This window comes from Rahnella sp. PAMC25559 (genome assembly GCF_050632365.1).
GTDB lineage: Bacteria > Pseudomonadota > Gammaproteobacteria > Enterobacterales > Enterobacteriaceae > Rahnella > Rahnella rivi.
Map to the genome: position 1 here is coordinate 3,510,272 of NZ_CP192543.1, position 13,294 is coordinate 3,523,565.

Genomic DNA, 13,294 nt, shown 5'->3' on the forward strand with positions numbered 1-13,294 from the left:
GAGGCAAACATAGCGGGTTTACGAAACTAAAAACATGAAGACAATCCGCTTTTACGGATTAAAAAAAGGATTTGTGAACTCAGTCATGATTATTCCCCCCGCGTTAAATCAATAACCTCTCTGCCGGTAACACGGAAGTAACCGATATATTTATACGTTCTTTTACCAGGGGCGTGAATAACACCTGACGCTGTCAGGTTAATTACCGCGGAGCGTCATGACGAATTAATAACGCCATCACTTCATAGTGCGCGGTGTGCGGGAACATGTCGAAAAGCTGGACGCGCGCGATGCGGTATTCCGGCAGCAGCGCCAGATCTTTCGCCATCGTCTGCGCGTTGCAGCTGGAGTAAAGCACGGTGGAGGGCGCCATGCGGCTCAGATAATCACACAAGGTTTTACCGATACCGCGACGCGGCGGGTTCACCAGCACCAGATCGGGCACCTCGCCCTTTCCGGTGGCGAAACCGGTGGAATCGAGCGCCTGAAACTCAACGTTTTGCAGCCCCAGCCGCGCCGCCGATTCTTTCGCGCAGGAAATGGCTTCAGCACTGATTTCAATACCGGTCAGTTTCATCTGCGGCGTCGCGCAGTGCAGACCGAAACCGCCCACACCGCAGAATAAATCCCACATGCTGGCGATGTTACCGCACTCGCGCACCCAGTCGCGTGCCGTGGCATAGAGTTTTTCAGCCACCTGCGGATTGGTCTGGAAGAAACTTTGCGGGCGGATAAACAGCGGCACCTGGTTGAAATCCTCTTCCAGCCGCTGAACGTCGGTCAGCGCAATTTCCGTGTCGCCTTCGAGAATAGCCATGTGCACCGGCTGAAGATTGGCAGATATCACTTTCAGCTGCGGCAATTGCTGTTGCAGCCACGGCAGTGCGGCCCGCAGTTGCGCCAGTTTGGTGTCCGAGCGCAGAACAAAACGCAGCATCATGCCGCCGTCTTTCTGGCTTTCTGTCAGTAACAGGAATTTCAGTTCGCCGCGCTTACGGGCGACGTTATACGGCGTCAGCCCCGCGCGGGCGATAAAGGTTTTGAGAACGGAAAACACCGCCGGAAAACTGGCCGGATAGAGGGGGCAATCGCATAAATCGACCGGCGTGCCATCGCGGTGCAGCATGCCAAGCAACGGGCGTTCAACGCTGCCGCTGACCACCATTTTGGCTTTATTTCGAAAGGCGCGCTCTTCGCCGGTCACCGGTTCACACCATTCGCCCACCGGCAGCCCGCTCAGCAGATCGTGCAGATCTTGCTGTTTGTCAGCCAGCTGGCGGGAATAGGGTTTGTCGAGCCACTGGCAGGAACGGCAGGTTCCTGCGGTGTAGAGTGCGCAATGCATGAAAGAAGTCCGGTCATCAGATGCTGAAAAAAACTGGCGCGCAGTGTACCACCACGCGGCCCGAAAGGCTCACTGGCAGCCGGACTTATTTATTTTCAGCCTTACGTCTGGAAAAGTAGCGCCGGCTGCTGGCAGGCAGAAAGAGCAACAACAGGATCGCCATATCGGGGATTTTTTGCTCCAGCAGCGCTAACAAGAATTCGCCCTGCGTTTCAACGTTAAAACGAAAGATACGTGGCCCGAACCAGTCAAATGACGCCAGCAACATATAGCTGACCACGATGGCCTGACAGCCGATAAACGCCCAGCGCCCCCAGCGGCGTGCACGCATCATGGCGTAAGCGGCACGGCATTCCACCAGAATAATCACCAGACTGGCGAGCATGATGAAGCAATTGAGCCAGGATTCGGCGCTGACTTCGATAAAACTCATCAGCCCTGAAAAGCCCATGGCATCGAGTAACAGAATGAATTCCAGGCAGCGCGTCGCCACAATGGCCGACGCGCCTATCATTACCGGAACGGGGATAAAAGAGAGTCTCATACTTCCTTGTTGTTTCCTTTTCTTATGGTATTCAACTGCTAATCCCCTGAATCATGGGTGTTGCGTCAAGGCGTTAACCTCGCGCAGCGCGCTGGATCTCCTTCACTCTTTGCTTTTCGGCCCGCGACATAAACCACCAGGCAATCATGCCGATGATGCCAACCACCAGCAGGATCAGCGTCGCCAGTGCGTTGATTTCAGGGTTGACGCCCATGCGCACGCTGGCAAAGACCAGCATCGGCAAGGTGGTCGCGCCCGGCCCGGCGACGAAACTGGCGATCACCAGATCGTCGAGCGAAAGCGTAAACGCCAGCAGCCAGCCGGAAATCAGCGCCGGAAGGATCATCGGCAAGGTGATGATGAAAAACACCTTCAGCGGCGTTGCCCCTAAATCCATCGCGGCCTCTTCGATTGAGCGGTCCAGCTCGCGCAAGCGCGCAGACACCACCACGGCGACGTAAGCGCTACAAAACGTCACGTGCGCCAGCCAGATGGTGAACATGCCGCGCTCGGCGGGCCAGCCAAAGGCGTGCCCCATCGCCACAAACAGCAGCAACAGCGCCAGCCCGGTGATCACATCCGGCATAACCAGCGGTGCGGTCAGCATAAAAGCAAAGCCGGTCGAACCGCGAAAACGCCTGAAACGCACCATCACCACCGCCGCCAGTGTGCCGACAATCACCGCCATGGTGGCCGCGGCCGTGGCAATCGTCAGGCTCATGCCCACGGCGTTGATCATCGCGGTGTCATGGAAAAGCTGAGTATACCAGCGGGTAGACCAGCCCGCCCAGACCGTCACGAGCTTGGAGCTGTTGAACGAGTAAATAACCAGCATCAGCATCGGTGCGTACAAAAACGTAAAGCCGATGATCAGAATAAGAATTCGCCACGGCGAACGGACAACCGGTAACTTATTCATTCTTTGTCTCCCAGCTCTTTGTTTTGATATTTGTGGAACCACAGGATCGGCATGATCAGCAGTAACAGCATGATCACCGCCACCGCAGAGGCCACCGGCCAGTCGCGGTTATTAAAGAATTCCTGCCACAAAATGCGGCCGATCATGATGCTGTCCGGCCCGCCAAGCAGTTCAGGGATCACGTACTCACCGACCGCCGGGATAAACACCAACATGGAACCGGCAATAATCCCGCCTTTGGTCAGCGGCATGATCACTTTAAAGAAGGTTTTCAGCGGACGCGCGCCCAGATCCAGCGACGCTTCCACCAGCGAATAATCCATGCGGGTCAGCGCCGTGTAAATCGGCAACACCATAAACGGCAGATAGGAATACACAATGCCGATGTACACCGCCAGATTGGTGTGCAGGATCACCAGAGGCTGATCGATAACGTGCAGCCACATCAGCACGTTGTTCAGCACGCCGTTGTCTTTCAGAATGCCCATCCAGGCATACACGCGGATCAGGAACGACGTCCATGAGGGCAGGATCACCAGCAACAGCAGAATGTTGCGCGTCGAGACTTTACTGTGCGCCACCGCCCACGCCAGCGGGTAGCCAATCAGCAGACATAGCGCCGTGGACACCGCCGCGACCTGAATGGATTGCAGATAAGCTTCGATATACAGCGGATCGTCGGTAAGCGAAATGTAATTGCCGATGTTGAGCGCGATATCCAGCATACCGTCCGAAAAAGTCACCAGATCGGTATACGGTGGAATGGCGCGCGCCATTTCGGCAAAACTGATTTTAAAGACAATCAGAAACGGCAGTAAAAACAGCAGCAGGAACCACACCAGCGGCAGCAGGATCACCAGCTTGCGGCCATGACGCTGTTGCAGACGGCCCATCAGCGCGTTAAAGCCACCCGGAGGTTTACTGACCGGTTGTTCAGAGATTACAGACATATTCAGCCCCTATTAAACGGTCAGCACGACGCAGCTGTCGGCTTCCCAGCACAGGCGCACTTCATCGCCCCAGGTTGGCATGCCTTTGCGAAAACGGTGGCCGTTCTGCAACTGCGCGGTAATCATCTGTCCGCTGTGTAATCTGACGTGATAAATCGACAGATCACCCAGATAGGCGATGTTCACCACTTCGCCGACCGCAAAGTTGCTGCCATCTTCCGGCACCTCTTCACAGAGCATGATTTTTTCAGGACGCAGCGCCACATACACCGGCACGCCGTCGGTCACCGACACATCCACGTCCACTTTCAGCGGATGCACCAGCCCAGGAGAAGTCAGGATCAACGCATCGTCCAGACGCTCTTTCAGTACGCCTTCGAACACGTTGACCGAGCCGATAAACTCCGCGCTGAAACGGCTGGTCGGATGCTCATAAATCTCTTCCGGCTCGCCGATTTGCACGAACTTACCGCGGTTCATGATGGCGATTCGCCCGGCCATGGTCATGGCTTCTTCCTGATCGTGCGTGACCATGACGCAGGTCGCGCCCACGCGCTCAAGAATATCCACCACTTCCAGCTGCATCCGGTCGCGCAATTTTTTATCCAGCGCGCCCATCGGTTCATCGAGCAGCAATAATTTCGGACGCTTCGCCAGGCTGCGGGCCAGTGCCACGCGCTGACGCTGACCGCCGGAAAGCTGATGCGGCTTACGTTTGGCGAATTCCTGCATATGCACCAGCGTCAGCATTTCTGCCACACGGCTTTTGATTTCCGCCGAGGGTAATTTGTCCTGCTTGAGCCCGAACGCAATGTTTTGCTCTACGGTCATGTGCGGGAACAATGCGTACGACTGGAACATCATGTTGATCGGTCGCTGATAAGGCGGCACCTGCGAGAGATCCACGCCATCCAGGACAATCTGCCCCTGCGTCGGCTGCTCGAAACCGGCCAGCATGCGCAGCAGCGTCGATTTGCCACAGCCGGATGCGCCCAGCAGAGCAAAAATCTCGCCTTTGTAGATGGTCAGACTGACATCATCCACAGCGGCCTGGCCGTCAAAAGACTTGGTTAAATTGCGGATCTCCAGTAAAGGCGTGAAACCTTTCTGGGACTTAGGCTGCGGGCGGGGAATAGCGTCGTTCACTCAGAGAAATCTCCGGTATCAGGATAAAGCAGATTCAAATAAGCATAACAGTCAGGGGAAAAAGTGCCTGACCGCTATGCCCAAAATAGGGCCGGAAGCAAAACGTCAGCGGCCCCGCCATGAACAGGCGGAGCCGCTGAGAAGTCTTCCTGACTTTTAAACGGTATTATTTGCCCGTCTTAACCTTTGTCCATGATCTTGTGATCACGCGGTCAATCTTCGGATCCTGAACTTTCAGGCTGAAGAGTTTGGCCTGCACATCCGCTGGCGGATAAATGCCTGGGTTATTACGCACATCTTCGTTGACCAGCGGCGTGGCCGCTTTGTTGCCACTCGCGTAATACACGGTGTTACTGATTTGCGCGATGACTTTCGGCTCCATCAGGTAGTTGAGGAACTGATAGGCTTCGTCGAGATTTTTCGCATCCGCAGGGATAGCAAACACGTCGAAGAAGGCCAGCGCCCCCTCTTTCGGAATGCTGTACGCCACGTTCACGCCATTTTTAGCCTCTTTCGCGCGGTTAGACGCCTGCATCACATCGCCAGCCCAGCCAATCGCCACACAAATGTCGCCGTTCGCCAGATCGTTAATGTATTGAGAAGAGTGGAAATAACGGATGTTAGGACGCAATTTCAGCAACAGATCGTTCGCCGCACCGGTGTAATCAGAGGCTTTGGTGCTGTTCGGATCCAGATGCAGGTAATTGAGCACCGTGGCATAAATTTCTGCCGGGGCGTCTAAGAAGGAGACACCGCAGCTTTTCAGCTTCTCTAAGTTTTCTGGTTTGAGCACCAGATCCCAGCTGTCCACCGGCGCATCTTTACCCAGCACCGCTTTTACTTTTTCGACGTTATAACCGATACCGGTGGTCGCCCACAGGTAAGGAATCGCGTACTTGTTACCCGGATCGTGTTGCGCGACCATTTTCAACAAGTCTGGATCGAGGTTTTTATAGTTAGGCAGTTTGCTTTTATCCAGCGGCTGGAACACGCCCGCCGTCAGCTGGCGCTCAAGGAAACTGGCTGAAGGCACCACTAAATCAAAACCGGTGCTGCCTGCCATCAGTTTGCCTTCCAGCACTTCGTTGGAATCAAAGACGTCGTAAACCACTTTAATGCCGGTTTCCTTCTGGAAATCAGGCACGGTGTTTGGCGCGATATAATCGGACCAGTTATAGATATGCAGCGTTTTCTCTTCCGCAGACGCTGTGACGGACGCGGCCATTACCAGACCGGCGACAACACCCGATAACCACTTTTTACGCAGGGTGAACATCCGTTACTACCTCCAAGCCAGGGGAATATGTCATTGAATTTGCATCACTGAAATGGATACAAAACCCTTCACTACCAAGCCAACTGCCGGGCACGAAAATATGCATAGGCATTCAATGTTGGCGAATACGCTGCCTGCGAATTAACCGTTTGGTTTTACGACGTAATCACGCTTGATGCAGAGTCAGAAGCATAGCGCCTGCAACCCGCGTGTACCAGCCTCCTGAGACAAAACCGGCGTTTATCGATTAATTATGCAAATTTGATGTACAGCGTCTGGCATTTTAGCCATTAACAAAGTGAAATATAGGGCAACATCGGGTAAACAGCAGCATAACTTATCGCGAAAGCGAATAAAGGCAGCGGAGCCGTGGTTGTTACGGCTCGCAGGAAAGGATCTTTAAAGGAGAGAAAAAATTAAAAAAGGGATCAGTGCAGTAACGGCAGATTGACCGACGTGGCAGGTGCGCCGTCTTCTTCTTCATCACCGATAAACAGCAAGTCATTGGCATGAGCTTCGAGAATGATCATCGACATCTGCTCTTCTGCCTGTTGCAGGAAGAAGGAGAACTGCTCATGGGTCACGCCTACTGCTATTGTCAGCGACTGACAAACAATCAGCTTCGGTAAATTATCGTCCTGAATATCCACGAAGGCTTTGATGGTCAGCGAGCTGGCATTGATCGAGCTTAAATCAGCCACCAGCGGGATCAGCGCCGTCGGCTTCACTTCGGCCAGCGCCGAGAACAAAATCACGTTGTCCACAATGTCGAGCTTGGCATCAAAAATGCCATCGAAATTCTGCATATGCGGCAGATGGAGAGCCTGACAGGAATCACACTCGAAAAAAGAAATGCCCAGCTGATCAAGCCAGCGCCGCAACAGCGCTAAATCAGGGACGATGAGCGAATCCATAGAATGCCTCACGAGTTCAACAACGAAAATAACCCCTTCCGTAATGCGCAGGGCCTTACGAAGGGGCGATAGCTTACGGAATTATGCCGGCCAGCGCTACGATCAAAACCGCCTTGATCAACATTAGGCCGATCAATTGAGAATTAGCCGCCGGATTTTAAGCGAAAACCCGGTTTCGCACGCTGTTCGATGTAATCGATCATCATCCCGGCGATGTCCAGACCGGTGGTCGTCTCGATACCTTCCAGCCCCGGTGATGCGTTGACTTCCATCACCAGCGGCCCGCGATGTGCCCGCAGAATATCTACCCCGGCGATATCCAGCCCCAGCGTCTGCGCGGCTTTCACCGCAATGTCTTTCTCCTGCGGGGTAATTTTGACTTTTTTCGCCGTGCCGCCGCGATGAAGATTGGAACGGAAATCACCCGGTTTGGCCTGACGCTCAATGGCCGCAACCACGCGCTTTCCTATGACCAGACAACGAATGTCACGCCCTTCTGCTTCGCGGATATATTCCTGCACCAGAATATGCGCATTCAGCCCGCGAAACGCGTCAATCACGCTTTCTGCTGCCTGACGGGTTTCCGCCAGCACCACGCCGATCCCCTGCGTGCCTTCCACCAGTTTCACCACCAGCGGCGCACCGCCGACCAGTGCGATGAGATCTGAGGTGTCGTCCGGCGCATTGGCAAAGCCGGTGATCGGCAGATCAATGCCTTCGCGCGCGAGGATCTGCATTGAGCGCAATTTGTCGCGCGCCCGGGTGATCGCCACCGATTCATTGAGCGGAAAACTGCCGAGCATTTCAAACTGGCGCAGCACGGCGGTGCCGTAGAAGGTGATCGCCGAGCCGATGCGCGGGATCACGGCCTGGTAAATATCGAGCTGCCGTCCGCGATAATGCACGCTGGGCGCGGCGGGATTAATGTTCATATAACAAGACAAAGGATCGATGATATCGATCTCATGCCCCCTGCTCTGCGCCGCTTCCCGCAGGCGTTTGCACGAATACAAAGACCCGTCACGGGAAAGAATAGCAATCTTCATCCGACACTCCGTCGCCGTTTAGCGCGTTGCCCAACCTTGCTTATGCAATGCGTCCAGCATAAACGGACGCTGTTCCTTTTTCAGGGTACGAACGATCAAATCACTCCAGGTATCACGGCGTGCATTGCTGTCACGCTGCAAATAATACTGACTCAGCGCTTCGTCATATTCCGCCAGCACCTCTTTGTCCAGCGGCTGATAGCTGTTTTCATGCACCAGCATTGACTGCGGCATACGTGGCTTCACCTGATGATCCTGCGCCGGTGTACCGATGCAAAAACCAAACAGCGGCATGACAAATTTAGGCAATTTCAGCAGCGCCACAACGTCTTCAACCTGATTACGAATGCCGCCGATAAACACGCCGCCCAGCCCAAGTGACTCAGCCGCCGTCATCGCATTTTGCGCCATCAGCGCGGTATCCACACACCCCAGCAGCAGTTGCTCGGCAAGGCCGAGCTCAGCCTGCGGATTGATTTGCTGGTTACGGTTGAAATCAGCGCAGAACACCCAAAATTCAGCAGCGCTGGCAACGTATTTCTGACCGCCGGTATAGCCCACCAGCTTTTCACGAAGTACCGGATCGGTGATACGAATAATTGAAGAGCACTGCAAAAAGCTGGATGTCGATGCACCCTGTGCCGCCGCAATGATGGCTTCACGCTGTTCATCTGACACAGGCTGATCGGTAAAAGCACGGATGGAACGGTGGGAACGCAGGAGATCGATAGTCGGTGTCATGAAAAATCCTTGGACTGAAAAATAATATACATCAGCGCTCAATGATTGATGCTGCGCACGCCCTTTGCAAGTGTGGCGGCATCAATTGCTTTAACAATGTGCTGCCGTAAAAAATGGCTTTCTGTTCATTTGGATAGGTCTAAGGTATCGGACTGACAGGTAATTCCTGCTTTTTTTTATGGTTTGCAACAGGCATAGTATCGACATCAAAAAGGTGATGTAGTTAACAAAACGAATCGTTTCCTTTTCATTCATTTTTAAAATCAAACAAAGGAGTCTCCATGTTTGCAGTAATTTTCGGGCGTCCTGGCTGTCCTTATTGTGTCCGTGCAAAAGAGTTGGCTGAAAAACTGACTGAAGAACGTGATGATTTCAACTTCCGCTACATCGATATCCATGCTGAAGGCATCACCAAAGCCGATCTGGAAAAAACTGTCGGCAAACCGGTTGAAACGGTTCCACAGATCTTCCTTGACCAGCAACACATTGGCGGCTTCACTGATTTCGAAGCTTATGCGAAAGAGCATCTGGCATTGTTCAGCAACTGATCCGGCGTTAACAGACGATCAGTCAAAAAAATAAGATGACACACAGCATAAAGGCGCTCACTGAGCGCCTTTTCTTTTGGCTTTTGCTTACCGCCCGTTCAGGAATGTCTGAACTGGCGGTAAGCCGTCATCAGCAAATGGATCAGCATCGCACCCAGCACGCACCAGAAAATGGCGCTGGTGGCATAAGCCAGCTCCTGCACCGGCGGGCGTATGCGGGGGAAGAACGCCCAGCGCAGCAGAAAACATAAAGGTATAGAAGTCAGTCCGCCGACAAAAGACGAGAATATCGGCGACTCCCTGGCGATCATTGCCGTTAACATGCCGGGCAGCAAAAATAAAAGCAGGCCGTATTCAGGACCAGGCCCGGTGTTTCTGACCACGATCCAGCTATTTTTTAAAGAAATAAAAATCACGATAAAACAGAGACAACACAGAACCGGGGCTCTGACCTTGCGCCAAAGTGCCATTTTACTTCCTCCATAAAGTTGGCGAGTTTTCACAGGCTTTGATGAATTGCATTTGATGCGGTTTTTTACCTGACAGAGCCTTCTGGCTCACTTCCCTGACGCGCCACGCAATCCCGCGTAACACAATTTAGGCGTTTACATCATTTTATCCGGGCTTTTCTCTGGCTGAAGAGACGTTCTATGATTAAAATGACGCCCGAACCCTGCTTTTCCCCGTCGTCTGCACTGTGCACACGCGGAGTAAACACGCAGGAATGTTCTCTTTCTGAATTTATCCTTTACATTCTCCCATATCAAGAATTTGTTGGTAAACAATAAGTTATCCTTGTGAATATAAACGTCGCTAGTTTGTTAAACGGGAATTACATCCTGTTATTATTTGTAGTTTTGGCGCTCGGTCTGTGCCTCGGAAAAGTGCGTCTGGGCTCCGTTCAGCTGGGAAATTCTATTGGCGTATTAGTGGTTTCCCTGCTTTTAGGCCAGCAGCATTTCAGCATTAACACTGAAGCACTCAATCTTGGTTTTATGCTGTTTATTTTCTGCGTGGGCGTCGAAGCCGGACCCAACTTTTTTTCGATTTTCTTTCGCGACGGCAAAAATTATTTCATGCTGGCGCTGGTGATGGTCGGCACCGCGATGCTGCTTGCGCTCGGCCTTGGACGGTTGTTTGGCTGGGACATCGGCCTTACCGCCGGTATGCTCGCCGGCTCCATGACCTCCACGCCGGTGCTGGTGGGTGCGGGAGACACGCTGCGCAATACCATGGGCGGCAACAAAATGCTCGGCCCGGAACTCGACAATCTGAGCCTTGGCTATGCACTGACCTATCTCATCGGGCTGGTCAGCCTGATTTTCGGCGCACGCTATCTGCCAAAACTGCAACATCAGGATTTACCGACCAGCGCGCAGCAAATCGCCCGCGAACGCGGTCTGGATACTGACAGCAAACGCAAAGTGTATTTACCGGTAATCCGTGCCTATCGCGTCGGGCAGGAGCTGGTGGCCTGGGCGGATGGCAAAAACCTGCGTGAACTGGGGATCTACCGCCAGACCGGTTGCTATATCGAGCGTATCCGTCGTAACGGGATTTTGGCGACACCTGACGGCGACGCGGTATTGCAGGTCGGCGATGAAATCTCACTGGTCGGCTACCCTGACGCGCATTCCCGGCTCGATCCGAGTTTCAGAAACGGCAAAGAAGTCTTCGACCGCGATCTGCTGGATATGCGCATCGTGACTGAAGAAGTGGTGGTGAAAAATAACCACGCGGTCGGTAAACGCCTCAGTCAGCTCAATCTGACCGATCAGGGCTGTTTCCTGAACCGCGTCATCCGCAGCCAGATAGAAATGCCGATCGACGACAGCATTGTGCTTAATAAGGGCGACGTGTTGCAGGTCAGCGGCGATGCGCGCCGTGTGAAGAGCGTGGCAGACCGCATCGGGTTTATCTCGGTACACAGTCAGGTCACAGATTTGCTGGCCTTCTGTGCATTCTTTATTGTCGGCCTGATGATTGGCCTGATCACTTTCCAGTTTAAGAACTTCACCTTCGGTATCGGTAACGCGGCAGGTCTGCTGTTCGCCGGTATCCTGCTCGGCTTCCTGCGCGCCAACCACCCGACTTTCGGCTACATCCCGCAGGGTGCGCTGAACATGGTGAAAGAGTTTGGCCTGATGGTGTTTATGGCAGGCGTCGGCCTGAGCGCAGGCGCGGGCATCAACAACGGTCTGGGGGCTATCGGCGGGCAGATGCTGGTTTCGGGGCTGATCGTCAGCCTGGTACCGGTGATTATCTGCTTTATCTTTGGTGCGTATGTTCTGCGCATGAACCGCGCCTTACTGTTCGGCGCAATCATGGGGGCGCGAACCTGCGCGCCTGCGATGGAAATCATCAGCGACACCGCCCGCAGCAACATTCCTGCACTGGGTTACGCCGGAACCTATGCTATCGCTAACGTATTACTGACGCTGGCCGGGACACTGATTGTTATCATCTGGCCGGGAGCGTGACGTAAGTTACTGATGCGTAATGTGGAAAAATAAAATCAATAATTTTTTTAAAATTTTGCCACATGAAACGAACTTTTATAGTGGGAAGCAGTCTTAATTAGTGCCACTGCTTTTCTTTGAAGTCCCCAAATTTGGAGAGCCCGTCAATCCCGCCTCGTTAGGTTCAAGATTGATGGGTTTTTTCTTTTCTGCTTTAAAATCAATTGTTTACCATCAGATAACGCCCAGCTTCGTTGCCCTGGGGACAGGTAAACTTCGCCTTTCAGGCGTTTCTATAACGGCCGTCGCTCAGTCATACCCCTCTTTTACCATTGAGATAAGCCACACCCCCTTTCCTCCCTACCGGCCAGATTGGATACACTGGAATACCCTGCTGTCCAAAATCCCTTTTCATGTTGAGGCTTACAACTCTCGTCATGAGATAGATCACCGCACTGCAAATTTTCAACGAACGAATAAAATACGTCTTTGGCAGCTTTTGCTCTGCCATCAATAAATCTACACAGCGCTGCGTGCGACTAACGCGGGTTAATGTAGGCAAAAAAAACGGCTTCCAGTCGAGGAAACCGTACGTTGTTAAGCTCTAAGTAGGGCTATACGCAAACAATTCGATAGAGGGGATATATTCGATCCCATCAGAGTTATATAAGACTGAATTTGTAAAGTCGTAAATTCTTCCAGTGATTCTTACTGTTACCAGACGGCCAATTTTAGTCACTTTTGCTTCACTGCTATCTGATGTAAGAAACGGAGACATTTCCCCCAAGGCTTTTAAGGGATTCTCAGCTATCTTTCCCGACAAATAGTAGCGATAGACTTCGGAAACGGTAGCACCTCCACCCTGATATTTCGTTACGTAGAGCCACGTATTTTCGTTTAGTTTCTGCGTTTTAAATAGTGCATCGTCATAGGGCGGACCAGTGTAATGCTGATAAGCCACATAGCTTGCCACTAGCAGTAATAAAATAACGGTTACTACACGATGAACCCATTTAATAACCATGCTGTTTGGCATAATCAATACCTTGTTTAATCCATCTTTGATCAACCGGATCATCTCCATATGGCGCTACGCCATGCCAACTGCTCCATTCTTTTCTGGAGGTACCCGCCATACTTTGTGCAAATCCACCGCCCATTAGTAAAATATCTGGCGGGATACCTGCAACATATCCTGTAGCGCCATAATTAAAATTACCAAAATCAGACAGTTTTCTGTTCTGTTGCTTATAGTCCCATGGACCTCGGTTTCTTACCTTTTGATAAAACCAGTAATAAGTTGCCGGGGTTGCCATTCCCTTGCTCATGCCACGCGCTTTTGCTTCCATAATATTTTTATTCAGAAGACTAAACCCAGCATTTGGCATTATAGGAATAATAGCCAT

The 13,294-nt window shown here is 52.4% G+C and carries 14 protein-coding genes; 2 read left to right on the forward strand and 12 right to left on the reverse strand.

Features of this window, described 5'->3' with window-relative positions; translation table 11 throughout:
• Nucleotides 1-202: 202 nt before the first annotated feature.
• From rlmC to nfsA, 9 genes are all read right to left on the reverse strand, one after another.
• A complete protein-coding gene (gene rlmC, locus ACQZQY_RS17355) occupies nucleotides 203-1,345 on the reverse strand; it encodes a 23S rRNA (uracil(747)-C(5))-methyltransferase RlmC (RefSeq protein WP_431296090.1) in 1,143 nt (380 codons plus the stop codon).
• A gap of 85 nt (nucleotides 1,346-1,430) precedes the next feature.
• A complete protein-coding gene (locus ACQZQY_RS17360) occupies nucleotides 1,431-1,889 on the reverse strand; it encodes a YbjO family protein (protein ID WP_056769846.1) in 459 nt (152 codons plus the stop codon).
• Between the two features lie 73 nt (nucleotides 1,890-1,962).
• Complete coding sequence (potI, locus tag ACQZQY_RS17365; protein ID WP_056769843.1) at nucleotides 1,963-2,808, reverse strand: putrescine ABC transporter permease PotI; 846 nt, start codon at nucleotides 2,806-2,808, stop codon at nucleotides 1,963-1,965.
• Complete coding sequence (gene potH / locus ACQZQY_RS17370; protein ID WP_431296091.1) at nucleotides 2,805-3,758, reverse strand: putrescine ABC transporter permease PotH; 954 nt, start codon at nucleotides 3,756-3,758, stop codon at nucleotides 2,805-2,807. Before potH ends, potI begins: the two co-directional genes overlap by 4 nt.
• A gap of 12 nt (nucleotides 3,759-3,770) precedes the next feature.
• The gene (gene potG, locus ACQZQY_RS17375) at nucleotides 3,771-4,904 is read right to left on the reverse strand and encodes a putrescine ABC transporter ATP-binding subunit PotG (RefSeq protein ID WP_056769838.1); all 1,134 of its coding nucleotides are present in this window, start codon (nucleotides 4,902-4,904) and stop codon (nucleotides 3,771-3,773) included.
• Nucleotides 4,905-5,070: 166 nt separating this feature from the next.
• The gene (potF, locus tag ACQZQY_RS17380) at nucleotides 5,071-6,180 is read right to left on the reverse strand and encodes a spermidine/putrescine ABC transporter substrate-binding protein PotF (protein ID WP_122095037.1); all 1,110 of its coding nucleotides are present in this window, start codon (nucleotides 6,178-6,180) and stop codon (nucleotides 5,071-5,073) included.
• Between the two features lie 428 nt (nucleotides 6,181-6,608).
• Nucleotides 6,609-7,094 carry a YbjN domain-containing protein gene (locus ACQZQY_RS17385; protein ID WP_056769832.1) on the reverse strand — a complete coding sequence of 162 codons (486 nt, stop codon included), beginning with the start codon at nucleotides 7,092-7,094 and terminating at the stop codon, nucleotides 6,609-6,611.
• 143 nt (nucleotides 7,095-7,237) lie between these two features.
• Entirely contained in the window at nucleotides 7,238-8,140 is a 903-nt protein-coding gene (rimK, locus tag ACQZQY_RS17390; RefSeq protein ID WP_056769827.1) for a 30S ribosomal protein S6--L-glutamate ligase, read from the reverse strand.
• Between the two features lie 18 nt (nucleotides 8,141-8,158).
• Entirely contained in the window at nucleotides 8,159-8,881 is a 723-nt protein-coding gene (nfsA, locus tag ACQZQY_RS17395) for an oxygen-insensitive NADPH nitroreductase (RefSeq protein WP_421670711.1), read from the reverse strand.
• Nucleotides 8,882-9,162: 281 nt separating this feature from the next.
• Between nfsA and ACQZQY_RS17400 the strand changes: the two genes are divergently transcribed.
• On the forward strand, nucleotides 9,163-9,429 hold the full coding sequence (locus tag ACQZQY_RS17400; protein ID WP_056769821.1) for a GrxA family glutaredoxin: 267 nt from the start codon (nucleotides 9,163-9,165) through the stop codon (nucleotides 9,427-9,429).
• Between the two features lie 98 nt (nucleotides 9,430-9,527).
• On the opposite strand, the gene ybjM is transcribed toward ACQZQY_RS17400, so the two are convergent.
• Entirely contained in the window at nucleotides 9,528-9,899 is a 372-nt protein-coding gene (gene ybjM / locus ACQZQY_RS17405) for an inner membrane protein YbjM (protein WP_056769819.1), read from the reverse strand.
• A 327-nt stretch (nucleotides 9,900-10,226) separates the two neighbouring features.
• Here ybjM and ACQZQY_RS17410 point away from each other — a divergent pair, with 327 nt between their 5' ends.
• Nucleotides 10,227-11,909, forward strand: coding sequence for an aspartate:alanine antiporter (locus tag ACQZQY_RS17410; protein WP_056769816.1), 1,683 nt, complete (start codon nucleotides 10,227-10,229; stop codon nucleotides 11,907-11,909).
• 583 nt (nucleotides 11,910-12,492) lie between these two features.
• Here the strand turns inward: ACQZQY_RS17410 and ACQZQY_RS17415 are convergent.
• Nucleotides 12,493-12,924 carry a hypothetical protein gene (locus ACQZQY_RS17415; RefSeq protein ID WP_431296092.1) on the reverse strand — a complete coding sequence of 144 codons (432 nt, stop codon included), beginning with the start codon at nucleotides 12,922-12,924 and terminating at the stop codon, nucleotides 12,493-12,495.
• Nucleotides 12,902-13,294 carry a polymorphic toxin type 44 domain-containing protein gene (locus ACQZQY_RS17420; RefSeq protein ID WP_056769803.1) on the reverse strand — a complete coding sequence of 131 codons (393 nt, stop codon included), beginning with the start codon at nucleotides 13,292-13,294 and terminating at the stop codon, nucleotides 12,902-12,904. Before ACQZQY_RS17420 ends, ACQZQY_RS17415 begins: the two co-directional genes overlap by 23 nt.

Excerpts from the sequence above, each read along its gene's own strand:
- rlmC (WP_431296090.1), bottom strand. The coding sequence starts at position 1,345 with ATGCATTGCGCACTCTACACCGCAGGAACCTGCCGTTCCTGCCAGTGG.
- ACQZQY_RS17360 (WP_056769846.1), bottom strand. The coding sequence starts at position 1,889 with ATGAGACTCTCTTTTATCCCCGTTCCGGTAATGATAGGCGCGTCGGCC.
- potI (WP_056769843.1), bottom strand. The coding sequence starts at position 2,808 with ATGAATAAGTTACCGGTTGTCCGTTCGCCGTGGCGAATTCTTATTCTG.
- potH (WP_431296091.1), bottom strand. The coding sequence starts at position 3,758 with ATGTCTGTAATCTCTGAACAACCGGTCAGTAAACCTCCGGGTGGCTTT.
- potF (WP_122095037.1), bottom strand. The coding sequence starts at position 6,180 with ATGTTCACCCTGCGTAAAAAGTGGTTATCGGGTGTTGTCGCCGGTCTG.
- ACQZQY_RS17385 (WP_056769832.1), bottom strand. The coding sequence starts at position 7,094 with ATGGATTCGCTCATCGTCCCTGATTTAGCGCTGTTGCGGCGCTGGCTT.
- rimK (WP_056769827.1), bottom strand. The coding sequence starts at position 8,140 with ATGAAGATTGCTATTCTTTCCCGTGACGGGTCTTTGTATTCGTGCAAA.
- nfsA (WP_421670711.1), bottom strand. The coding sequence starts at position 8,881 with ATGACACCGACTATCGATCTCCTGCGTTCCCACCGTTCCATCCGTGCT.
- ACQZQY_RS17400 (WP_056769821.1), top strand. The coding sequence starts at position 9,163 with ATGTTTGCAGTAATTTTCGGGCGTCCTGGCTGTCCTTATTGTGTCCGT.
- ybjM (WP_056769819.1), bottom strand. The coding sequence starts at position 9,899 with ATGGCACTTTGGCGCAAGGTCAGAGCCCCGGTTCTGTGTTGTCTCTGT.
- ACQZQY_RS17415 (WP_431296092.1), bottom strand. The coding sequence starts at position 12,924 with ATGCCAAACAGCATGGTTATTAAATGGGTTCATCGTGTAGTAACCGTT.
- ACQZQY_RS17420 (WP_056769803.1), bottom strand. The coding sequence starts at position 13,294 with ATGGCTATTATTCCTATAATGCCAAATGCTGGGTTTAGTCTTCTGAAT.